The organism is Ensifer sp. B1-9 (assembly GCF_050474445.1).
Lineage (GTDB): Bacteria > Pseudomonadota > Alphaproteobacteria > Rhizobiales > Rhizobiaceae > Ensifer.
The window spans coordinates 209556-231247 of sequence record NZ_JBCHVG010000010.1 but is presented as its reverse complement, the minus strand read 5'-3'; the positions used below and the strand labels follow the sequence as shown (position 1 = coordinate 231247).

Below are 21692 nucleotides of genomic sequence, written 5' to 3'. Positions count from 1 at the left end.
TAGAATATCCTTCCTTCAGGGCGGTTACCGCCCGCCGCTGACATTGAGAATTGCTCCTGTCACATAAGTCGCCTTGTCCGACAGGAGGTAGAGAACCGCGTCAGCGACTTCCTCGGCGGTGCCGGGTCGCTGAACGGGAATGGTGGAAGCGAGATCGCGCGCCCGGTCCGGCAGGCCGCCGGAGGCGTGGATCTCGGTATCGATGATGCCGGGGCGTATCGCGTTGACGCGTATGCCCTCGGTCGCGACCTCGCGCGCAAGGCCGACGGTAAAGGTGTCGATAGCGCCCTTCGACGCGGCATAGTCGACATATTGCCCCGGCGAGCCGAGCACCGCGGCGACCGAGGAGATATTGACGATGACCCCGCCCTGGTGGCCATAGCGCGTCGACATGCGCCGGATTGCTTCCGCCGCACAGCGAATGGAGCCGGTGACGTTGACGCGGAACATGCGCTCGAGCCGGTCGATGGACATTTCGTCCACCCGCTCGGTCGGCCCGACGATGCCGGCGTTGTTGACGAGGCCGTCGAGGCGGCCGAAAGCCGCATCGACGGCAGCAAACATCGCCTGGATATCCGCTTCAGAGCCGACATCGCCCTGAACCGCGATTACCGAACCGCCTTCCCGCTCGATCATGCGGACGACAGCATCGGCGGCTTTGTCGTTGCTCGCATAGTTGACGGCGACGCGCCAGCCGGCCTCGGCGGCGCCGAGGCAGATCGCCGCGCCGATGCCGCGGCTGCCGCCGGTCACGAGGAGAACGGGGCGCGCGCTCATGCGGCGCATCCCTTGAGAGTGAAGGAATCCCAGCTATCGGCCTCCGCCTTGCCCTTGCCCCAGGCGCTGGACGCCCTGAGTGACGGGCCGAAATCGGGAAGCAGCAATTGCTCGGCCGCCGGCTCGGTCTCGGCCGGGATCTCGCTGATTGCCCCGGCCTTGTTTAGCGCGTAGACGACGCCCTGCCAGACGGTGCAGGCGCGCAGCTCCTCACCGGTCGCGTCGCCTTCCGGGCAGTTGTGCATGATCAGCCCCGTCGCGCGCTCCGGCTCGCCTGCCGGCATCACGATGCCGTCGAGCAGCACACCGGCTTTCAGCACCGCCACCTTGAAGTGATTGCTGGTCGCCGCGCTTGCCGAGCCGACCGGTTCGAAACGCAGCTCGTAGCCGCCATCGCGATCGCCATAGATCGCATGCGACTGCTTGCAGTCGGCAGCGATCGCCGGTGAGGCGAGCGCAAGGCCGAACAGAGCCGAACCAAGCAATGTCGGAACGAAACGACTGGGAACCATGATCAGGCGGCCTTCTCCGTCGCGAGCTTGAGGCCGAGGGCGATGAAGACCACGCCGCTCATGCGGTCGATCCACTTGCTGGCGCGGGTGAAGGCGGCGCGCATGCCCGGCGTCGTCAGGAACAGGCTGACACCGACGAACCAGAGGATCAGGCAGGAAGCCATGACCAGACCGTAGCCGAACTTGATGAGGATCGGCGTGTGGGCGCTGACGACGGTCGAGAAGATCGACAGGAAGAAGAACACCGGCTTCGGGTTGAGCGCATTGGCGGCAAAGCCGAGGCCGAAGGCCTTCGCGGCCGACTGGCTCTTGGCGGGTTCCGCGCCTTCCGCGCGCTCGACCTTGATCTCGGTCTGGCCGGCACGCAGCGCCTTGATGCCGATATAGATCAGGTAAGCGACGCCGCACCATTTGACGATGTTGAACAGGTAGATCGACTGCGAAATGATCAGCCCGAGACCAAGGATCGTATAGGTGACATGGAACATCAGCGAACTGCCGATGCCGAAGGATGTGATGATGGCCGGACGGCGGCCATGCACGATCGACTGGCGCATGACCATGGCGAGGTCGGCACCGGGCGAGACGATGGCGAAGGCGAAGATCGCCATCAGCGAGGCAAGTTCAAAGAGATATTGGCTCATGGTTTTGCGACCGGTGCGTTGAAGGCCCAGACGTGGCCGAAGGGATCCTGGATGCGCGCGTAGCGTGCGTGCCAGAAGGTATCCTGTGGCTCCAGCACTGTCGATGCCCCTGCGGCAATCGCCCGGTCATAGGCCGCGTCGACAGCGGCAGCCGCCGGCAGGTTGATGCTGATGGCGACACCGGTGCCGCCGATCGTCTCCGGCGAGAGCACGCTGCCGCCGAATTCGGGAAATTCGTCGTGCAGCATGATCTCCCCGCCGAACACCGACAGATTGGAATGCATCACGCGCTTGCGATCCTCCGCCAACTGGCAAAAGGTGTTTTGAGCTCCGAAGGCCTTCTCGTAGAAAGCAATCGCCGCCATGCCATCCTTGACGCAGAGATGCACCTGGATCGGCGGTACATTGGGTTCGAATGCCATGCCAGTCTCCTCTTGCCTTGCCGCAGGGATGCTATGCCATGAGCCGGACGACCATCAGCAACAGTGCAATGATCGACACGAACCAGACGATGGAGCGCAACACGGGAACGCCTGCCACGTAGAGGATGATGTAGGCCACCCGTGCCAAAATCCAGATTAGGGCGCCAATGGCACCGAGGCCGCCGGTCTTCCCGGTCACCGCCAGTGCAAGCGCAAGAGCAACGAAGGCGGGATAGGTTTCCAGCATGTTGCGAAGCGAGCGCAAGAGGCGTCCCGCCACGATGCTCTTCGAAACGCGCTGCTCATCGCGAGGTCCGAGCAGGTATTTGATGCCGAGGTCGCCGGCGAGGTCGAGTGACAGCGCCTGCGCCAGGATGTGGACGATCAGCAGCACGACGCTCCAGCCGAGCACCCAGATTTCAGTCGACGCTGCCGCGGCTTCCATCAGCCCTCGCAATCTCAGGATCAATCCAGATCGGTATCACGACCCCGCCGGGGCAAGTCACCTCGACAAAGGCGGCGGCGAACCATCATTCGCCGTCTCCGATCGACATGAGGATAGACGCGGGCGCGCAGAGGCGCCCGCGTCTATTGCCAAGATTAGAGATCGAGAACCAGACGCTCCGGATCCTCGAGGCTTTCCTTGACGCGGACAAGGAAGGTCACCGCTTCCTTGCCGTCAACGATGCGGTGATCGTAGGAGAGCGCGAGGTACATCATCGGGCGGATGACGACCTGGCCGCCGATGGCGACCGGACGGTCCTGGATCTTGTGCATGCCGAGAATGCCCGACTGCGGCGCATTCAGGATCGGCGAAGACATCAGCGAACCATAGACGCCGCCGTTGGAGATCGTGAAGGTACCGCCCTGCATGTCAGCCATCGACAGCGCGCCATCACGCGCCGCCTTGCCGAGACGGCCGATGTCCTTCTCGATTTCGGCGATCGACATCTGGTCGGCATCGCGCACGATCGGAACGACAAGACCCTTGTCCGTGCCGACGGCAACGCCGATGTGGCAGTAGTTCTTGTAGATGATGTCGGTGCCGTCGATCTCGGCGTTGACGGCCGGGATTTCCTTCAGCGCGTGGGTGACGGCCTTGGTGAAGAAGCCCATGAAGCCGAGCTTCACGCCATGCTTCTTCTCGAAGATGTCCTTGTACTTGTTGCGCAGCGACATGACCGCGCTCATGTCCACCTCGTTGTAGGTGGTCAGCATGGCGGCGGTGTTCTGCGCATCCTTGAGGCGCTTGGCGATCGTTTGGCGCAGGCGGGTCATCTTGACGCGCTCTTCGCGAACGGCGTCTTCGGCCGTCGACGGCGCACGGGCCTGGACCTTGGCCGGCTCTGCGGCGGCCGGCGTCGTGATGCCCTTGGCGACGGCGGCAAGCACGTCACCCTTCAGCACCTGGCCACGCTTGCCCGAACCGTCGACCTGGTCGGCCGAGAGGTTGTTTTCGGCGAGCAGCTTGGCGGCAGCCGGTGCCGGCGGCATCGACGAGGCGGCGGGAGCCGCGGCAGCCGGAGCGGCAGCAGCCGGCTCGGCCTTCTTCTCAGGCGCGGCAGCCGGGGCTGCGGCAGCAGCGCCGTCACCGGCGGCGATCTGGCCGAGCAGCGCGCCGAGGCCGACGGTCTCCCCGGCCTGCGCGACAATTTCGGAAAGCGTGCCGGCAGCAGGGGCCGGCACTTCGATCGTCACCTTGTCGGTTTCGAGTTCGAGCAGGGGTTCGTCGGCCTTGATGGCATCGCCGACCTTCTTGAACCAGGTGCCGACGGTCGCTTCGCTGACGGATTCGCCAAGGGTGGGAACGCGGATTTCTGTTGCCATGATTTTTGTTCCGTTGATCAGATATCTGTTTCTGTTGGCTCAGAGCGAGGGGAGCATCAGCCCCCCAGCGCGTCCTCGAGGAAAGCGGCAAGCTGCGCCAGGTGCTTCGACATCAGGCCCGTCGCCGGCGAGGCGGCGGCCGGACGGCCAGTGTAGCGCACGCGCTGATACTTGGCGTCGATATGGGCGAGAACCCATTCGAGATAGGGGTCGATGAACGACCATGCGCCCATGTTCTTCGGCTCTTCCTGGCACCAGACCATCTCCGCATTGCGGAAGCGGCTGAGCTCGTTGATGAGCGCCTTGGCCGGGAACGGATAGAGCTGCTCGACACGCAGCAGGTAGACGTCGTCGATGCCGCGCTTTTCGCGCTCTTCGAGCAGGTCGTAGTAGACCTTGCCCGAGCAGAGCACGACGCGACGGATCTTCGAGTCCTTCTGCAGCTTGATCGGACCATCCTTGATGACTTCGGCGTCGTCCCACAGCAGGCGGTGGAACGAGCTCTCGCCGGCCATTTCCGACAGGCTGGAGATCGCCCGCTTGTGGCGCAGCAGCGACTTGGGCGTCATCAGGATCAGCGGCTTGCGGAAGTCGCGCTTCACCTGGCGGCGCAGGATGTGGAAGTAGTTCGCCGGCGTGGTGACGTTGGCGACCTGCATGTTGTCTTCGGCGCAGAGCTGCAGGAAGCGTTCAAGGCGGGCGGAGGAGTGCTCCGGACCCTGGCCCTCATAGCCGTGCGGCAGCAGGCAGACGAGACCCGACATGCGCAGCCACTTGCGTTCGCCCGACGAGATGAACTGGTCGAAGACGACCTGTGCACCGTTGGCGAAGTCGCCGAACTGGGCTTCCCAGAGCGTCAGCGCGTTCGGGCGGGCGAGCGAGTAGCCGTATTCGAAGCCGAGGACCGCCTCTTCGGAGAGCATCGAGTTGATGACTTCGTAGCGGGCCTGTGTCGGCGACAGGTTCGCGAGCGGGATGTAGCGCTCTTCGGTCTGCTGATCGTAGAGCACCGAATGGCGCTGCGAGAAGGTGCCGCGTTCGCAGTCCTGGCCCGAAAGACGGATCTTGGTGCCTTCGGTGACGAGGGTACCGAAGGCGAGCGCTTCGGCCATAGCCCAGTCGATGCCCTCGCCGGTCTGGATCATGTTGGCGCGGTTTTCCATGAAGCGCTGGATGGTGCGGTGCGCGTTGAAGCCTGGCGGGATCTCCGAGATCTTGCGGCCGACTTCCTTGAGCTGCTTCATCGGCACCGAGGTCTTGCCGCGGCGCTGTTCGTCCTGGTTGTCGGCCGAGCGCAGGCCAGACCAGGCGCCATCGAGCCAGTCGGCCTTGTTCGGCTTGTAGGACTGGCCGGCCTCGAACTCCTGCTCGAGGTGGGCGCGCCAGTCGGCCTTCATCTTCTCGACTTCGCCTTCGGAGATCAGGCCTTCGGCGATCAGTCGGTCCGAATAGAGCTGGACGACGGTCTTATGGGCGCGGATGACCTTGTACATCTTCGGCTGGGTGAACGCCGGCTCGTCGCCTTCGTTGTGGCCGAAGCGGCGGTAGCAGAACATGTCGATGACGACCGGCTTGTGGAACTTCATCCGGAATTCGGTCGCGATCTTGGCCGCGTAGACGACGCCTTCCGGATCGTCGCCGTTGACGTGGAAGATCGGCGCTTCGATCATCTTTGCGACGTCGGACGGATAGGGCGACGAACGCGAGAAGGCCGGATTGGTGGTGAAGCCGATCTGGTTGTTGATGATGAAATGCACGGTGCCGGCGACGCGGTGGCCGCGCAGGCCCGAAAGGCCGAGGATTTCGGCGATCACGCCCTGGCCGGCGAAAGCAGCGTCACCGTGCAGCAGCAGCGGCATGACCTTGGAGCGCTCGCGCAGCGGAATGATGTCGCCCTCGAAGACGGTCGCCATCTGGTCCTGCTTGGCGCGGGCCTTGCCCATGACGACAGGGTTGACGATTTCGAGGTGCGAGGGGTTCGCCGTCAGCGACAGGTGAACCTTGTTGCCGTCGAACTCGCGGTCGGAGGAAGCGCCGAGGTGGTACTTCACGTCGCCCGAACCTTCGACGTCGTCAGGTGCGTAGGAACCGCCCTTGAACTCGTGGAAGATGGCGCGGTGCGGCTTGGCCATGACCTGGGAAAGCACGTTCAGGCGGCCGCGGTGGGCCATGCCGAGCACGATTTCCTTGAGGCCTTCCTGGCCGCCGCGCTTGATGATCTGCTCGAGCGCCGGGATCAGCGATTCGCCGCCGTCGAGACCGAAGCGCTTGGTGCCCTTGTACTTGACGTCGATGAACTGCTCGAAGCCTTCGGCCTCGATCAGCTTCTGCAGGATCGCCTTCTTGCCTTCAGGGGTAAACTCGACGCCCTTGTCCGGCCCTTCGATGCGTTCCTGAATCCAGGCCTTCTCGTCCGGGTTCGACATGTGCATGAACTCGACGCCGATCGTCGAGCAATAGGTGCGCTCGAGGATTTCGACCATCTCGCGGATGGTCGCGTATTCGAGGCCGAGCACGTTGTCGATGAAGATCTTGCGGTCGAGATCCTTGTCCTCGAAGCCATAGTTCGAGGGCGAAAGCTCGTTGTAGTCCTCGACCGGGGCAGCAAGGCCAAGCGGGTCGAGCTTGGCATGCAGGTGGCCGCGGGCGCGATAGGCGCGGATCATCATGATGGCGCGAACGGAATCGCGCGTCGCCTGATGGATATCGGCCGCACTGACGGCAACACCGGTGGCAGCGGCGGCTTCCTCAACCTTCGCCTTGACCTTCTTTTCAATGACCTTTTCGACCGTACCCCAGTCGCCATCGAGCGCGGAGACGAGTTCGCCATTGGCCGGGATCGGCCAGTTGTTCTTTTTCCAGGAGGCGCCCTTGGCTGCCTTCACGACATCTTCCGGCCGGTCGGCGAGCGCCTTGAAGAAGGCCTGCCATTCGGCCGACACGGACGCCGGGTCCGTTTCATAGCGTGCTTGGAGCTGCTCGATATAGGCGGCATTGGCGCCGTCCAGAAACGAAGTGAGCTGGAATTGCTCGTTGGCCTCTTGCCTTGTCATGGTCTCACGCGGACGTTTCTGTCCGCCTCCTGACTGAAGTTGGGTTGCCGGGTATCCCGGTCGTTCATGTTCGTTCGGCGCGGTCCGCGCCCTTTCCTACGGCGCCGCGCATCGGAGGGACGCGCCGGGATCACCGTGGCACTTGGTTTGCCGCCTGTGCCGATCTTGAACCAGCCAAGACAACACACGGCAGCTCAGCTTGTCCGGGCCGGATCGCTCCGGCCCGGACATAGTCTTGAGATCAGCCCTTGAGGACTTCGACCAGCGTCGTGCCGAGACGGGCCGGCGACGGCGACACGCGGATGCCTGCCTGCTCCATCGCAGCGATCTTGGATTCCGCATCGCCCTTGCCGCCGGAAACAACGGCGCCGGCGTGACCCATGGTGCGGCCCTTCGGCGCGGTACGGCCCGCGATGAAGCCGGCCATCGGCTTCTTGCGGCCCTTCTTGGCCTCGTCGATGAGGAACTGCGCCGCATCCTCTTCGGCCGAGCCGCCGATTTCGCCGATCATGATGATCGAGGTCGTGGCCTCGTCCGCCAGGAACATCTCCAGCACGTCGATGAACTCGGTGCCCTTGACCGGGTCGCCGCCGATGCCGACGGCCGTCGTCTGGCCGAGGCCTTCGTTGGAGGTCTGGAACACGGCTTCATAGGTCAGCGTGCCGGAGCGCGAGACGATGCCGACAGAACCCTTGCGGAAGATCGAGCCCGGCATGATGCCGATCTTGCATTCTTCCGGCGTCAGGATACCGGGGCAGTTCGGGCCGAGCAGGCGCGACTTGGAGCGGTCGAGACGAGCCTTGACGCGCACCATGTCGGCAACCGGGATGCCTTCGGTAATGCAGGTGATGAACGGGATCTCCGCATCGATCGCCTCGATGATCGCGTCCGCGGCGCCTGCCGGCGGAACATAGATCACGGATGCGTCCGCACCGGTCTTTTCACGGCCTTCGGCAACCGAGGCGAAGATCGGCAGGGTTTCGCCCTTGGAGCCGGTCCAGGTTTCGCCGCCCTTCTTCGGGTGAATGCCGCCGACCATCTGCGTGCCGTAATAGGCAAGCGCCTGTTCGGTATGGAAGGTGCCGGTCTTGCCGGTCAGGCCCTGAACGAGGACCTTAGTGTTCTTGTTGACGAGAATTGACATGAGGTCTGGTCCTTCAGTTAGCCGTTGATCGCGGCGACGATCTTCTTGGCAGCGTCATCCAGATCGTCGGCGGCGGTGATCGCCAGGCCGGATTCGTTCAGGATCTTCTTGCCAAGCTCGACATTCGTGCCTTCGAGACGAACGACCAGCGGAACCTTGAGGCCGACTTCCTGCACGGCCGCAACGACACCTTCAGCGATGACATCGCACTTCATGATGCCGCCGAAGATGTTGACGAGGATACCCTCGACCTTCGGGTCGGCCGTGATGATCTTGAAGGCTGCCGCGACCTTATCCTTGCCGGCGCCGCCGCCGACGTCGCAGAAGTTCGCCGGCTCCTTGCCGTAGAGCTTGATGATGTCCATCGTCGCCATGGCAAGACCCGCGCCGTTGACCATGCAGCCGATGTTGCCGTCGAGCGCCACATAGGCGAGATCCCACTTGGAGGCCTCGATTTCCTTGGCGTCTTCTTCGGTTTCGTCGCGCAGTGCCTTGATGTCGTCGTGGCGGAACAGGGCGTTGCCGTCGAACGAGACCTTGGCATCGAGAACGCGCATACGGCCGTTCTTCATGACGATCAGCGGGTTGATCTCAAGCAGGCTCATGTCCTTCTCGACAAAGGCCTTGTAGAGGATCGGGAAGAGCTTTTCGGCGTCAGCCTTGGCTTCGCCTTCGAGCTTCAGGGCCGCGGTGAGCTTGGCGAGATCGGCGGCGGTGACGCCGGCTTCCGGGTTGATCGCGACGTTGACGATCTTTTCCGGCGTGTCGTGCGCAACAGCCTCGATGTCCATGCCGCCTTCCGTCGAAACGACGAAGGCGATCTGGCCGACCGAGCGGTCGACGAGCAGCGAAAGATAGAGTTCGCGATCGATATCGGCGCCGTCCTCGATGTAGAGGCGGTTTACCTGCTTGCCGGCAGGGCCGGTCTGCGCGGTGACGAGCGTATTGCCGAGCATTTCCTTGGCATGAGCCTTGGCTTCGTCGATCGAGAAGGCAAGACGAACGCCGCCCTTGGCGTCGGCGGAGAGTTCCTTGAACTTGCCCTTGCCGCGGCCGCCGGCATGGATCTGGCTCTTGACGACGTAGAGCGGACCCGGGAGCGACTTGGCAGCAGCCTCGGCTTCGTCGGCGGAGAAGATCGCGACGCCTTCCGCGACCGGTGCGCCATAGCTCTTCAGCAGAGCCTTGGCCTGATATTCATGAATGTTCATGGTGTTTTTCCTGTCTGGAGCATTCCGCAGGCAGGCGAAACACCTGCCGTCGCACAAATGCGGCAAAAACAAAGAGGTTGAGCGGATTTGGGCATCCGCTCAACGGGACGCGATTACTGCTTCAGGCTCGGCGCAATGCCGATGCAGGCTTCGCAAAGACCGGCGACCGAAGCGACCGACTTGTCGAACGCTTCCTTCTCGGCCTTGTTGAGATCGATCTCGATGATGCGCTCGACGCCGCCGGCGCCGATAACGGTCGGAACGCCGACATACATGTCCTTGACGCCGTACTGGCCGGTCAGGTGAGCGGCGCAGGGCAGCACGCGCTTCTTGTCCTTGAGGTAGGCTTCGGCCATTTCGATCGCCGAAGCGGCCGGGGCGTAGTAGGCCGAACCGGTCTTGAGCAGGCCGACGATTTCGGCGCCGCCGTCACGGGTGCGCTGGATGATTTCTTCGAGGCGCTCCTTGGTGACCCAGCCCATCTGCACGAGGTCGGTCAGCGGGATGCCGGCAACGGTCGAGTAGCGGGCGAGCGGCACCATGGTGTCGCCGTGGCCGCCGAGAACGAAGGCGGTGACGTCCTGGACCGAGACGTTGAATTCCTGGGAAAGGAACAGGCGGAAGCGCGAGCTATCGAGAACGCCAGCCATGCCGACGACCTTGTTCTTCGGCAGGCCCGAGAACTTCTGCAGCGCCCAGACCATGGCGTCGAGCGGGTTGGTGATGCAGATGACGAAGGCGTTCGGAGCGTACTTCTTGATGCCGGCGCCGACCTGTTCCATAACCTTGAGGTTGATACCCAGCAGATCGTCGCGGCTCATGCCGGGCTTGCGCGGAACGCCGGCGGTGACGATGCAGACGTCAGCACCTTCGATTGCCGAGTAGTCGCTGGCGCCCGTGAGGTTGGCGTCGAAGCCTTCGACCGGGGAGGACTGGGCAATGTCGAGGCCCTTGCCCTGCGGGATGCCGTCGGCGATGTCGAAGAGGACGATGTCGCCCAGTTCCTTCAGGCCGGCGAGATGGGCCAGCGTACCACCAATCATCCCTGAACCGATAAGTGCGATCTTGTTGCGCGCCATGAAAGTGCTTCCTTTGTGATCCCAATATGATCGAGGCCTGAAACGCGGCAAACGCCAAACCTTCGCCGAAAGCCATTAAACGGCAAATGGTAAAATATCAAACGATACTTTTGGATAGAGCAATTTCAATCGGTTAGAACATAAAATTCTTACGTAAACGTAAGAATTTCCATCACGAGTGCGTCATGAAACAGCACGATTGGCAGGGTGCTCAGCGGCATATTCTTCGCTTTGCATCTCGATCAGGCGCGAAACCGTGCGGTCGAACTCGAAGCCTTCCGTGCCCTTCTTCTGGGTCAGCAGATCCTGTGGCTCGGCCGCGGCCGAAGCGAACAATCGGGCGCCGTTGTTGTAGAGCGTGTCGACCAGGAGGATGAAGCGCTTGGTCTCGTTGCGCATGTGGGGACCCAGATGCGGCACGTGATCGACGAAGATCGTCGAATAGCGCTCGAGGATGGCCAAGTAGTCCGCCGCGCCGAGCGGCTGCTGGCAAAGGTCGGCGAAGGTAAAGCGGGCGCTCTTTCCGGAGGCGACCGGCACATGGATCTTGCGACCCTTGCGCGGCACCTCGGCGGGGCTGGCCAGAGCGTTGCCGGTCTCCTGGATCCAGGCCCGCGCCATCGCGGCATCCGCTTCGGGACCGAGCGGCGAGAGCCAGACCGGGCTACCGTCCGTCTTCGTCAGACGGTAGTCGGTGTCCGTGTCGAGGGAGATGACCTCGGCATTGGCCTTCAGGAGATCGATGAAGGGCAGGAACAGGCCGCGATTGAGGCCGTCGCGATAAAGATCGTCCGGCGCCACGTTCGACGTCGCGACCAGAACGCAGCCTTTAGAGAAAAGCTCGCCGAACAGCCGCCCAAGGATCATCGCATCCGCGATATCGGTAACCGAGAACTCGTCGAAGCAGAGCAGCCGCGCCTCGCCGAAAAGCTCCGAGGCGACGGGCGGGATCGGATCGGCCTGTTTCGTCTCGCCGTTCTTCAGCTTCTGGCGGTGCTTGTAGATGCGCTCGTGTACGTCGGCCATGAACTCATGGAAGTGCGCCCGACGTTTGCGCTGGATCGGCACCGTATCGAAGAACAGATCCATCAGCATGGTCTTGCCGCGCCCGACGCCGCCATGGATGTAGAGGCCCTTGACCGGCGGATGGTCCTTCTTGCGCGAGGCGAACAGCCAACCGAGCGCATTGGTCTTGCGCGACGGACGGCTGGCCAGCAGCTCCGCGGAAAGATGGTCGAAACGCCGCGCAATCGTAAACTGTGCGGGGTCGCGCTTGCGCTCGCCGCTCTCGACGAGCGTTTCGAGCTTGCGGTAGATACTGTCGTCAGGATTGAGCACGTCTCACCCGAGATGGGTCGGAAAACAAAAGCCCGGCGCGAGACCGGGCTGAAAAAGCGTCAGCGGCTGAGGCTGACCGGCTGGCCGCCATTGGTCGAGCCGTCGAAACGGGCATCGGCCGTCTTGTAGAGACGGGCGATGGCATTGCCGCTGCGGTCCTTGAGAACCACCTGCTTGCCGGCCACTTCCCAGGACCCCATGGTCGTCAGCTCGCCGGCGCAGCCGCGCGTGCCGCCGCGCGAGCCGGAGCCGAGATTGGTAAGCGTCAGGAACATGTCGCAGGAGCTGCCGGCGCTCGATACGCGCCAGTTGCCGACCATCGACTCCTTGGTGACGTCAAGTCCGCCGCCCGCCGCGGCAGCGACCTGCGTGCCGGGCTGCTGAACCGTGCCGGGCGTCATTGTCCCGCTTGTCGGTGCAGCCGGGAATTGTGAGGTGTTTCCGGTCGGCGCCGGAAGCTGGTTCGACGAAACCGAGGGAACCGGTGCGGCCTGAATGGGAGCGGGTGAAGCATCCTGGGAACTGAAACCGCCCATCGATGTCCGCTGGCATCCGGTCAGCGCAAGCACAATTGCCAGCCCCGCCGCCGCATGAGAAACCCGCATATCCCTACTCCTGTTCGTGTCCGCGAACCATGATGCAACGCGATAATATAGGCCGAAATACAGCAAATCCACCGGCCAAATCAAGGGACGACGATTCCTGCCGACCTGTTGCAGGATTGAAACGTCTGGCCAAAGCGCAAGCCAGCCTGTGCCACACGGGCCTCAACTCGAGGTCGCGAGCGCCGACCTGCTAAAATCCGTCCCACAATCGCGGATTGTTCGGTCGGCACCGCCAGCCGGCATGTCGAAATGAAAGCGGCGGGCCCGGGACCCGCCGCTTTCGCGATCGAATACTGCCTGTCGATCAGACGCGGCGCTCGACCAGCATCTTCTTGATTTCGCCGATCGCCTTGGCCGGGTTCAGACCCTTCGGACAGGCCTGCGCGCAGTTCATGATCGTGTGGCAGCGGTAAAGGCGGAAGGGGTCCTCGAGATTGTCGAGACGCTCGCCGGTTGCTTCGTCGCGGCTGTCGATCAGCCAGCGATAGGCCTGCAGCAGAACCGCCGGGCCGAGGTAACGGTCGCCGTTCCACCAATAGCTCGGACAGGAGGTCGAGCAGCAGGCGCACAGAATGCACTCGTAGAGACCGTCGAGTTTCAGGCGATCCTCGTGGCTCTGCTTCCATTCCTTGGCCGGCGTCGGCGACACCGTCTTCAGCCACGGCTCGATCGAGCGGTGCTGGGCGTAGAAGTTCGTCAGATCCGGCACCAGATCCTTGACGACCGGCATGTGCGGCAGCGGATAGACCTTCACCGCGCCCTTGATCTCGTCCATGCCCTTGGTGCAGGCGAGCGTGTTGGTGCCGTCGATGTTCATCGCGCAGGAACCGCAGATGCCCTCGCGGCAGGAGCGGCGCAGTGTCAGCGTCGGGTCGATCTTGTTCTTGATATAGAGCAGACCGTCGAGCACCATCGGGCCGCAATCGTCGATATCGATATAGAAGGTATCGATGCGCGGATTGGCGCCGTCATCCGGGTTCCAGCGATAGATGCGGTATTCGCGAACGTTGGTCGCGCCCTGAGGCTTCGGCCAGACCTTGCCTTCCGTCATCTGCGAGTTCTTGGGGAGAGCGAGTTCAACCATGTGGCTTATTCCTCAAGATCAGTAGACGCGCGCCTTCGGCTCGATCTTCTTGGGATCGATGCCGTCGGCGATCAGGTCGGTATGGACAGGGCGATAGTCAAGCTTGACGTCGCCGGCCTCGTTCACCCAGGCGAGCGTGTGCTTGCGCCAGTTGACGTCGTCGCGGCCGCCGAGCGGGCCCTCGGTGAAGTCCTCGCGGGCGTGCGAACCACGGCTCTCCTTGCGCGCCTCGGCGCCGTAGATCGTCGTGATGGCGTTGGCCATGAGGTTTTCGAGTTCCAGCGTCTCGACCAGGTCGGAGTTCCAGATCATCGAGCGGTCAGTGACCTTGACGTCGGGCATCTCCTTCCAGATCGCCGAGATGCGCTTGCAGCCCGATTCCAGCGATTCCTGGGTGCGGAACACGGCTGCGTCTTCCTGCATGGCGCGCTGCATCTTTTCGCGCAGCACCGCCGTCGGCGTGCCGCCATTGGCGTTACGCAGGCGGTCGAAGCGGTCCATGATCCGGTCGCAGGCAGCCTTGTTGAGTTCCGGGATCGCCTCGTTGCGGTCGATCACCTGGCCGGCGCGGATCGCGGCGGCGCGGCCGAAGACCACGAGGTCGATCAGCGAGTTGGAGCCGAGGCGGTTGGCGCCGTGCACCGAGGCGCAGCCGGCCTCGCCCACCGCCATCAGGCCGGGCGCGACGCGCTCCGGGTTCTGGCTGTCGGCGTTCAGGACTTCGCCCCAATAGTTGGTCGGCACGCCGCCCATGTTGTAGTGCACCGTCGGCAGAACCGGGATCGGCTCGCGCGTCACGTCGACGCCGGCGAAGATCTTCGCCGATTCCGAGATGCCCGGCAGGCGCTCGTGGAGAACCGCCGGATCGAGGTGATCCAGGTGCAGGAAGATGTGGTCCTTGTTCTTGCCGACGCCGCGACCTTCGCGGATTTCCATCGTCATGCAGCGCGAGACGACGTCACGCGAGGCAAGGTCCTTGGCGGACGGCGCATAGCGCTCCATGAAGCGCTCGCCTTCGGAGTTGACGAGGTAGCCGCCTTCGCCGCGTGCGCCTTCGGTGATCAGGCAGCCCGCGCCGTAGATGCCGGTCGGGTGGAACTGCACGAACTCCATGTCCTGCAGCGGCAGGCCAGCGCGCGCGATCATGCCGCCGCCGTCGCCCGTGCAGGTGTGCGCCGAGGTCGCCGAGAAATAGGCGCGGCCGTAGCCACCGGTCGCCAGCACCACCATCTTGGCGGAGAAGCGATGGATCGTGCCATCGTCGAGGTTCCAGGCGACGACGCCGGTGCAGCGGCCATCATCCGACATGATCAGGTCGAGCGCGAAATACTCGATGAAGAACTCGGCGTTGTTCCTGAGCGACTGGCCATAGAGCGTGTGCAGGATCGCGTGACCGGTACGGTCGGCGGCAGCGCAGGTACGCTGAACCGGTGGGCCTTCGCCGTAGTTCTGCATGTGGCCGCCGAAGGGGCGCTGGTAGATCTTGCCTTCGGCGTTGCGCGAGAACGGCACGCCGTAGTGCTCGAGCTCATAGACCGCCTTCGGCGCTTCCATGGCGAGATACTGCATGGCGTCGACGTCGCCGAGCCAGTCGGAACCCTTGACGGTGTCGTAGAGGTGCCACTGCCAGCTGTCCGGCGTCATGTTTTGCAGCGAGGCGGCAATCCCGCCCTGGGCGGCAACCGTGTGCGAGCGGGTCGGGAAGACCTTGGTGATGCAGGCGGTCTTCAGACCCTGCTCGGCCATGCCGAGGGTCGCACGCAAGCCCGCGCCGCCGGCGCCGACGACGACGACGTCGAAGGCGTGATCGACATATTGATAGGCCTTGCCGTTTGCAGCGGGTGAACTGTTCGATGCCATGGCGAAATTACCCTGCAAAAGCGATCTTCAGGATGGCGAAGAGACAGAGCCCGCCAACCGCGATCGTGAAAAACGTATTGAGCATGAGAAGGGCGATCTTCATGCCTTCGCCATGCACGTAGTCCTCGATGATCACCTGCATGCCGAGACGCATGTGGACCAGGCCCGAGAGCACGACGAGGGCCATGACGACCGCGACGAAGGGGTTCGCAAGCGCGGCGACGACATCCGCGTGCGGGGCGCCTGCGTAGCGAACGAGGAAGATGACGAAGAAGATCAGGAGCGGAACGTTGGCGACCGCCGTCAGGCGCTGACGCCAGAAGTGATCGGTGCCTTCCTTGGCGGAACCGAGACCGCGGACCTTGCCGAGAGGTGTGCGCATATCCATGGGTGTCTTTCCTCTCAGTTAGCGGACGAGATAGCCGACCACCCAGATCAGCAGCGTCAGCGCCACCGAACAGATGATCGTCGCCTTGGCCATCTTCGTGGCGAAGTGCTTCTCGTAGCCGTAGCCGAGATCCCAGACGAAGTGGCGCAAGCCACCGAGCATGTGGTGCACCAGCGCCCAGGTGTAACCGAAGAGCACCAACTTGCCGATCAGCGTGCCGAACAGCCAGCTAACCCAGTCGTAGTAGGCCGCACCCGATGCGGCGGCGATCAGCCACCAGGCAACGAGGATGGTGCCGAAATAGAGCGCGCCGCCGGTGATGCGGTGCACAATGGACATCACCATCGTCGGGATCGGTTTATAGATTTGAAGATGCGGCGAGAGTGGCCGGCTTCTTGTGACATTCGTCATCGGAACCTCACGGAATGCCCGGATTTTCGCCCAAAAAACTGGACGATTTTAGTCCGGTATCGCACCTGATTGTGCGCAATTCAGTCATTCGGACCTTTAATCACCATAATGCTTAACGACAAGTGTGTTTGCGGTGCAAAATCAATTTAATCGATTAGACGAATTGCGCCATTTTCCTGCCTGCCGGAGACATGGGCATCCGTTAACGATAGCGGCAAAAAGCCAAGCAATTCCGTGACTTTCCGGCGAAAGTGGCCCAAGGTGATCTTAACGATTTGTTAAGCGTCATCCGGAGGGCGAACAGAATGACTCTGTTCAGGGCAATCCATGCGACCAAAGTGCTAGCGCTCGCCGGCCTGGTCATCGCCACAACCTGTATCCCCCTGGAGGCCCGCGACTGGGGCGGAGCACGCGGCTTCCAGACGCGCAGCAACCATGTCCGCATGTATTCGGACCGCTCAGGCCGCAACGGCTGGAACCGCAATCACATGCCGCGTCGCGACTGGATGGCCAACAATGGGCTGCCGGAAGTGAACACGCGCACCCGGCACATTGGTCTCCCCCGATATCGCCCCTACCCCGGCCCCTATGCCGGGCGCTGGGAGCATCGCGGCGGATGGGTTCGCGACAGGGCAGGCAATGACATCTGGACATCCGGGGGCCGCCGCCACGATGGTCGCCCACGCATCGCCGATGGACTGCCGGAAGTCGAGACACGCACGCGGCATGTTCTCCTCCCGCAATATCGCCCCTATCGCGGCGCCTATGCCGAGCACTGGGGAACCGGCGGCGGCTGGGTTCGCGACAGGGCCGGACGCGAGATCTGGACATCCGGCGGCCAGCGCCGCGACTATCGCCCGAGCTATTATGGCGGCGATGAATATCCGGACATCATCCCGGGCATCGGCACCTATGTCGGCGGCATTTCCGCCTATGTCGACCTCGGCAACGGTATCTATTTCAACCAGGAAGGCGATTACGGCTATGCCGACGGCGGCGAGTACGCGCCGCCACCGCAGACGAAACGCGGCAAGATCATCAATGTCACGCCGCAAACGATGAACGGTTCCTGCGCCTATGAACACGGCGTCTGCGTGATCCGGCGGTAGTCGCAGCGCTTCCGGCCGATCAGCCCGATACGCCCATGGCGCCGATGATGGCGCCCATCGCCAGAAGCACAAGCAGCCAGTGCACCCCGTCAATCAGCGACAGGTCCCAGCCGAATCCCTGATAGCGATGGTTGACGACGAGGGTCGTGGCGACGAAGCCGAGCCAGAGGAAGAAGGCCGAGGCGATGCCGTTGACGAGTGTCACGTCGCCCGGACCGAGGTGGCCGACGACGCCGGCGACCATGGTCGCCATCACCAGTTCCGAGGCGAAGGAAATGGCGAAGAGTACCGGCGACATCTGCGCGCTCGCGGGATCGATGCGCGCGGCCTTCATCCAGGGCTTGCCGAGAACGCCGTAATAGATCGCGCCAATGATGAAAGCCGCGATGGCGGCAATCAGCACCGCCAGATAGTTCATGCCCGCAAATGCCATGTTCGATCCCCTCTTTTTTTGACGGATTGGAATCGAAGGCCTTTGGGCTGTCAACCGTCCGTGTCCGCAGCAGCTCCGAAGCGCCAGACGGTCGTGCGCTTGACCTCGCTGTCTTCCAGTGCGCGCGTCACGGGAACCTCGTAAGTCGCAAGCGCCGTCATCATCTCGCGCGGGCAATAGGCGCGGCCGGGATCGCCGACGATCACCGTCACGCCTTTTGCCGCCAGATCCGAAAACCACGGCTTCAGTTGGTCGGCGAAAGCCTTGTCATAGAAGACGTCGCCGGCGAGGTAGACATCGGCGTCGAGATCGCGGCCGGTCACGTCCTCGCCCGTATAGGAGAGCGTGACGCCGTTGAGATCGGCATTGAGCCGGACCGCCGTTTCCGCCCAGGGATCGATATCGGCAGCAAGAACCGAGGCCGCGCCGGCCTTCATCGCGGCGATCGCCACCAGACCGGAACCGGAGGCGAAATCGACGACCTTCCTGCCGCACACTACCTCCGGATGATCGAGGATATAGCGCGCAAGCCCCTGCCCACCGGCCCAGGCAAAGGCCCAGAACGGCGGCGGCAGGCCGATCTCCTGCAATTCCTCCTCCGTCTTCAGCCAGAGCTCATGCGCCTCGGTTGCCAGATGCAGGCGGACCTCCGGCACATGCGGCGGCGAGAGAACGCCGGTATTGGCGAGAATGAAGCTTTCCGGATCGGTCTTCAAACAGCTCTCCAGATGTGATTCGAAAGGCGGGGAACCGGGGTCGGACAAATCACGCGGAAAACAAACTACCGCGGCGGATTGTCGAGCCCGCCCATACGGCAGACCTCGATCCATTCGTCCTCGGTCACCGGCTGCACCGAAAGGCGCATGGAGGTGACGAGCGACATCTTGGCGAGCTTCGGATTGTCCTTGATCTCCTTCAGCGTCACCGGACGCGGCATGTCCATCACCGCGCGGATGTCGACGCAGTCCCAGCGGGCATCACCCTCTGCGGTCGAATCCGGGTGCGAAAGCGCCGAGACCTCGGTGATGCCGACGATCTCCAGGCCCTCGTTCGAGTGGTAGAAGAAGCCCTTGTCGCCGATCTGCATCGCCCGCATGTTGTTGCGCGCCTGATAGTTGCGCACGCCGGTCCACTCGGTGCCCTTGGCGCCCGCATCCTTCTGCATCTGCCAGGACCATTTGAATGGTTCGGACTTGTAGAGCCAGTGCGCCATCGCCTCTCAAGCCTCCGGATTATTGAAGACCCAGTTGAAGGCCTTGATCTCGACATTGGAGAAAAGACCCGCCTTGGCATAGGGATCCGCTTCGGCGAAAGCACGGGCTTCGTCGATGGTCTCGGCCTTGACGATCACCAGGCTGCCGGTCGGCTTGCCGTCGTCGCCGAGGAACGGGCCCGCCATTTTCAGGATGCCCTTTGCGTTGAGATCATTGAGATAGGCGACGTGATCGGGGCGGGTATCGAGCCGAAGCTGCAAGGCGCCTGGCTGGTCGGTGCAATGAAGTGCGAAGAGCATGCTTCCTCCTGGGGTTGTCGTCTGGCGCGGGATGCAAGCGGAAACCCGCCTACGCTTTCCTCATCCCGCTGCGGGATTATTCCTGAGTAATCGGGCGTGTCATCAATTGTTCGAGTGCGGTGCGGACATCGAGCTTGCCGTCGATGATCGCCGCCACCGCTTCGGTGATCGGCATTTCAACCCCGAGATCATGGGCGACACGGGCGGCGACCGAGGCAGCAAACGCCCCTTCGACCAGTTCGCTCGTGCGCCCATCGGCGCGGCCGTTCTTGCCGAGCGCGATGCCGAAGCGCAGATTGCGCGACTGGTGGCTGGTGGCCGTCAACACGAGGTCGCCAAGGCCGGACAGCCCGCGCACCGTGTCGGCCTCGCCACCCTCGGCGGCAATGAAGCGCGACATCTCGGCAAGGCCGCGCGAGATCAGCGCTGCTCGAGCGGAATCGCCGAGCCCTGCGCCCTCGACGATGCCGCAGGCGATGGCCAGCACGTTCTTGAGCGCGCCGCCGAGCTGGACCCCGATGCGATCCTCCGACGGGTAGAGACGGAAGGTCGGGCCTGAAAGCACCTCTGCCAGCATCGTCGCCGTTTGGGCATCGGCCGCAGCGATCACCATCGCAGTCGGCAGGCCCTTGGCGATATCGGCAGCAAAACCGGGCCCCGAAAGCACGCCGATCGAACGGCCGGGCAATTCCTCCGACAGGACATCGGTCAGCAACCGGCCGGTCGCCTGTTCCATGCCCTTGGCGCAGGTGACGATCGTGGCGGCGGCATTGATCTGCGGGCCATATTGCCGCGCCGCATCGCGATGCGCCTGGGACGGCATGGCGAAAAGAACGACCTCGGCATCGGCCAGAACAGAGACATCGGCCGTATGTTTCAACGCCGCAGGCAGGTCGATGCCCGGCAGGTGATCCTCATTGCGACCGGTACTTTGGCACGCCTCTACGCTCTCCCGGCGACGGGCGAGCAACGTCACGTCGCTGCCAACGGCCGAGGCCGCAACCGCGGCAAGCGCGGTGCCAAAGGCGCCGGCACCGACGACGACGATCTTGGGCCCGATCTTGGAATTATCGTTCATTCTCTATCCGTCACATCCTGCATCACGCCGGGCTGAGCCCCTGGGCCGGGCCTCTCATGCCCTTGGCTGAATTCTTCATGCCCTTGGCTGAATTTCATGCCTTGGCGCCGCGTTTGCCGGAGCCAAGCAGTGCCTGTGCCTGAGCGTCGAGCGGCCAGCGCGAGCGCGGCGCGACGTCGAGGCCATCGGCCGCCATGCCCGCCGCCAGGCGTTCCGCACCGGCCCAGGCGATCATCGCGGCATTGTCGGTGCAGAGCGAAAGCGGCGGTGCGATAAACTCGAAACCGGATTGGGCGCACAGGGTCTGCAGCGTCGAACGCAGCACCTGATTGGCGGCAACGCCGCCGGCAACCACCAGAGCCGGGCGCGCCACGCCAGCATGCTCTGCCTTGAAGCGCTTCAGCCCGCGTCCGACGCGATCCTTGAGCGTGCGCGAAATCGCGCGCTGGAAGGAGGCGCAGATATCGGCGATGTCCTCATCCGTCACCGGCTCCAGCGATTGCGCCGCCTGGCGCACCGCCGTCTTCAGACCCGAAAACGAGAAGTCGAGCCTCGCGTCACCGACAAGCGGGCGCGGAAAATCGAAACGCGCGGGGTTGCCGGCAAGTGCCGCACGCTCCACGGCCGGGCCTCCCGGATAGGGAAGGCCGAGCAGTTTCGCCGTCTTGTCGAAGGCCTCGCCAAGTGCATCGTCGATCGTCGTGCCCCAGCGTTCGTATTCGCCGACGCCCTTGACGAGGATGAGCTGCGTATGGCCGCCGGAGACAAGCAGCATCAGATAGGGGAAGGAGAGCCCGTCGGTCAGCCGCGCCGTCAGCGCGTGTCCTTCGAGATGATTGACGGCATAGAGCGGCTTGCCCGTCGCCCGCGCGATCGCCTTGCCGGTCATCAGCCCGACGATCAGGCCGCCGATCAGACCGGGACCACTTGTCGCAGCGATCGCATCGATGTCCGAAAGCGTCACACCGGCGCGCAGCAGCGCTTCCTCGATCAGCGTATCGAGCGCCTCGACATGGGCGCGCGCTGCAATCTCCGGAACCACGCCACCATAGGCGCTGTGCTCTTCCAACTGGCTGAGAACGACGTCCCCGAGAATGTGGCCCTTGCCGCCGGAATCGCGCAAAATGACGGAAGCGGCGGTTTCGTCGCAGCTTGTTTCTATGCCGAGGATGCGCAGGGGCGGAGACATCAGGGTATACTCAAA

The 21692-nt window shown here is 63.3% G+C and carries 23 protein-coding genes; 1 reads left to right on the top strand and 22 read right to left on the bottom strand.

All coding sequences use genetic code 11. From position 1 onward, the window contains the following. Window positions 1-24 precede the first annotated feature (24 nt). The 16 genes from ACQ5BM_RS20165 to sdhC form a co-directional block, all read right to left on the bottom strand. The gene (locus ACQ5BM_RS20165) at window positions 25-777 is read right to left on the bottom strand and encodes an SDR family oxidoreductase (protein WP_429814988.1); all 753 of its coding nucleotides are present in this window, start codon (window positions 775-777) and stop codon (window positions 25-27) included. After that, window positions 774-1289, bottom strand: a complete 516-nt coding sequence (locus tag ACQ5BM_RS20160; RefSeq protein WP_429814986.1) for a hypothetical protein — start codon at window positions 1287-1289, stop codon at window positions 774-776. The genes ACQ5BM_RS20165 and ACQ5BM_RS20160 overlap by 4 nt, the downstream gene beginning before the upstream one ends. 2 nt (window positions 1290-1291) lie before the next feature. Next, on the bottom strand, window positions 1292-1933 hold the full coding sequence (locus ACQ5BM_RS20155; RefSeq protein WP_429814984.1) for a LysE family translocator: 642 nt from the start codon (window positions 1931-1933) through the stop codon (window positions 1292-1294). Then, window positions 1930-2355 carry a VOC family protein gene (locus tag ACQ5BM_RS20150; RefSeq protein WP_429814981.1) on the bottom strand — a complete coding sequence of 142 codons (426 nt, stop codon included), beginning with the start codon at window positions 2353-2355 and terminating at the stop codon, window positions 1930-1932. Before ACQ5BM_RS20150 ends, ACQ5BM_RS20155 begins: the two co-directional genes overlap by 4 nt. Before the next feature lie 31 nt (window positions 2356-2386). Beyond that, a complete protein-coding gene (locus tag ACQ5BM_RS20145; protein ID WP_429814978.1) occupies window positions 2387-2800 on the bottom strand; it encodes an MAPEG family protein in 414 nt (137 codons plus the stop codon). Window positions 2801-2955: 155 nt separating this feature from the next. Continuing rightward, window positions 2956-4182 (bottom strand): 2-oxoglutarate dehydrogenase complex dihydrolipoyllysine-residue succinyltransferase, encoded by a 1227-nt coding sequence (odhB, locus tag ACQ5BM_RS20140; RefSeq protein WP_429814975.1) that lies wholly within the window; start codon window positions 4180-4182, stop codon window positions 2956-2958. A gap of 56 nt (window positions 4183-4238) precedes the next feature. Continuing rightward, window positions 4239-7235, bottom strand: coding sequence for a 2-oxoglutarate dehydrogenase E1 component (locus tag ACQ5BM_RS20135; RefSeq protein WP_429814972.1), 2997 nt, complete (start codon window positions 7233-7235; stop codon window positions 4239-4241). A gap of 241 nt (window positions 7236-7476) precedes the next feature. Further along, window positions 7477-8379 carry a succinate--CoA ligase subunit alpha gene (gene sucD, locus ACQ5BM_RS20130; protein WP_429814969.1) on the bottom strand — a complete coding sequence of 301 codons (903 nt, stop codon included), beginning with the start codon at window positions 8377-8379 and terminating at the stop codon, window positions 7477-7479. 17 nt (window positions 8380-8396) lie between these two features. Beyond that, entirely contained in the window at window positions 8397-9590 is a 1194-nt protein-coding gene (gene sucC, locus ACQ5BM_RS20125; RefSeq protein WP_429814966.1) for an ADP-forming succinate--CoA ligase subunit beta, read from the bottom strand. Window positions 9591-9703: 113 nt separating this feature from the next. Continuing rightward, the gene (mdh, locus tag ACQ5BM_RS20120; protein ID WP_113535265.1) at window positions 9704-10669 is read right to left on the bottom strand and encodes a malate dehydrogenase; all 966 of its coding nucleotides are present in this window, start codon (window positions 10667-10669) and stop codon (window positions 9704-9706) included. A 183-nt stretch (window positions 10670-10852) separates the two neighbouring features. Continuing rightward, entirely contained in the window at window positions 10853-12007 is a 1155-nt protein-coding gene (gene zapE / locus ACQ5BM_RS20115) for a cell division protein ZapE (RefSeq protein WP_429814963.1), read from the bottom strand. 59 nt (window positions 12008-12066) lie between these two features. After that, window positions 12067-12612: a protease inhibitor Inh/omp19 family protein gene (locus ACQ5BM_RS20110; RefSeq protein ID WP_429814960.1), complete on the bottom strand. Its 546-nt coding sequence runs from the start codon at window positions 12610-12612 to the stop codon at window positions 12067-12069. Between the two features lie 304 nt (window positions 12613-12916). Beyond that, window positions 12917-13696: a succinate dehydrogenase iron-sulfur subunit gene (locus ACQ5BM_RS20105; RefSeq protein WP_429814957.1), complete on the bottom strand. Its 780-nt coding sequence runs from the start codon at window positions 13694-13696 to the stop codon at window positions 12917-12919. An 18-nt stretch (window positions 13697-13714) separates the two neighbouring features. Then, the gene (sdhA, locus tag ACQ5BM_RS20100; protein WP_429814954.1) at window positions 13715-15556 is read right to left on the bottom strand and encodes a succinate dehydrogenase flavoprotein subunit; all 1842 of its coding nucleotides are present in this window, start codon (window positions 15554-15556) and stop codon (window positions 13715-13717) included. A 7-nt stretch (window positions 15557-15563) separates the two neighbouring features. Next, a complete protein-coding gene (gene sdhD / locus ACQ5BM_RS20095; protein ID WP_429814951.1) occupies window positions 15564-15944 on the bottom strand; it encodes a succinate dehydrogenase, hydrophobic membrane anchor protein in 381 nt (126 codons plus the stop codon). 18 nt (window positions 15945-15962) lie between these two features. Next, window positions 15963-16355 carry a succinate dehydrogenase, cytochrome b556 subunit gene (gene sdhC, locus ACQ5BM_RS20090; protein WP_173517759.1) on the bottom strand — a complete coding sequence of 131 codons (393 nt, stop codon included), beginning with the start codon at window positions 16353-16355 and terminating at the stop codon, window positions 15963-15965. 305 nt (window positions 16356-16660) lie between these two features. On the opposite strand from sdhC, the gene ACQ5BM_RS20085 reads away from it, so the two are divergent. After that, window positions 16661-17464, top strand: coding sequence for a hypothetical protein (locus tag ACQ5BM_RS20085; protein WP_429814948.1), 804 nt, complete (start codon window positions 16661-16663; stop codon window positions 17462-17464). 19 nt (window positions 17465-17483) lie between these two features. Here the strand turns inward: ACQ5BM_RS20085 and ACQ5BM_RS20080 are convergent, their stop codons facing one another. The 6 genes from ACQ5BM_RS20080 to tsaD all read right to left on the bottom strand — a co-directional run bounded on the left by ACQ5BM_RS20080 (window position 17484) and on the right by tsaD (window position 21677). Then, the gene (locus ACQ5BM_RS20080; RefSeq protein ID WP_429814945.1) at window positions 17484-17897 is read right to left on the bottom strand and encodes a DUF1761 domain-containing protein; all 414 of its coding nucleotides are present in this window, start codon (window positions 17895-17897) and stop codon (window positions 17484-17486) included. Between the two features lie 50 nt (window positions 17898-17947). Next, window positions 17948-18613 carry a class I SAM-dependent methyltransferase gene (locus ACQ5BM_RS20075; RefSeq protein WP_429814942.1) on the bottom strand — a complete coding sequence of 222 codons (666 nt, stop codon included), beginning with the start codon at window positions 18611-18613 and terminating at the stop codon, window positions 17948-17950. Window positions 18614-18678: 65 nt separating this feature from the next. Continuing rightward, window positions 18679-19110: an EVE domain-containing protein gene (locus ACQ5BM_RS20070; RefSeq protein ID WP_429814939.1), complete on the bottom strand. Its 432-nt coding sequence runs from the start codon at window positions 19108-19110 to the stop codon at window positions 18679-18681. A 6-nt stretch (window positions 19111-19116) separates the two neighbouring features. After that, window positions 19117-19410 (bottom strand): YciI-like protein, encoded by a 294-nt coding sequence (locus ACQ5BM_RS20065; RefSeq protein WP_429814936.1) that lies wholly within the window; start codon window positions 19408-19410, stop codon window positions 19117-19119. Window positions 19411-19486: 76 nt separating this feature from the next. Further along, window positions 19487-20488, bottom strand: coding sequence for an NAD(P)H-dependent glycerol-3-phosphate dehydrogenase (locus tag ACQ5BM_RS20060; protein ID WP_429814933.1), 1002 nt, complete (start codon window positions 20486-20488; stop codon window positions 19487-19489). A gap of 94 nt (window positions 20489-20582) precedes the next feature. Next, complete coding sequence (gene tsaD / locus ACQ5BM_RS20055; RefSeq protein WP_429814930.1) at window positions 20583-21677, bottom strand: tRNA (adenosine(37)-N6)-threonylcarbamoyltransferase complex transferase subunit TsaD; 1095 nt, start codon at window positions 21675-21677, stop codon at window positions 20583-20585. Window positions 21678-21692: the final 15 nt, after the last annotated feature.